At 67.0% G+C, this 327-nt stretch carries 1 protein-coding gene; it reads right to left on the reverse strand.

The window, feature by feature from the left end; translation table 11 throughout:
• Nucleotides 1–327, reverse strand: a 327-nt coding sequence (locus P1J78_RS25685) for a transposase (RefSeq protein WP_275570122.1), incomplete at both ends; no start/stop codon positions are given.

Below are 327 nucleotides of genomic sequence, written 5' to 3' on the forward strand. Positions count from 1 at the left end.
CACCTCGTCGAGGGCCTTCCAAAACCCCATGCCTCCGTCGCCGACGGCGATTTCGGGCAGCACCTTGAGGCCGCGGGCCTTGATGTCGACCAGCAGGTCGCGCCGGCTCTGTGCGCTCTCGCGCACGCCGACCTGGAAACCGACGAGTTCCTTCTTCCCCTCTGGCGTGGCCCCGAGAATGACCAGAATGCACTCCGCCTGGGCCTCCATCCGCGCCTGCAGGTAGACACCCTCGGCCCAGATGTAGACATACCGCCGCGCCGAGAGATCGCGCCGCTGCCAGCGGTCGTATTCCTGCTGCCACTCACCGGTCAGCCGCGAGATCAC

It is taken from the genome of Psychromarinibacter sediminicola (genome assembly GCF_029168335.1).
Taxonomy (GTDB): Bacteria; Pseudomonadota; Alphaproteobacteria; order Rhodobacterales; family Rhodobacteraceae; genus Psychromarinibacter; species Psychromarinibacter sediminicola.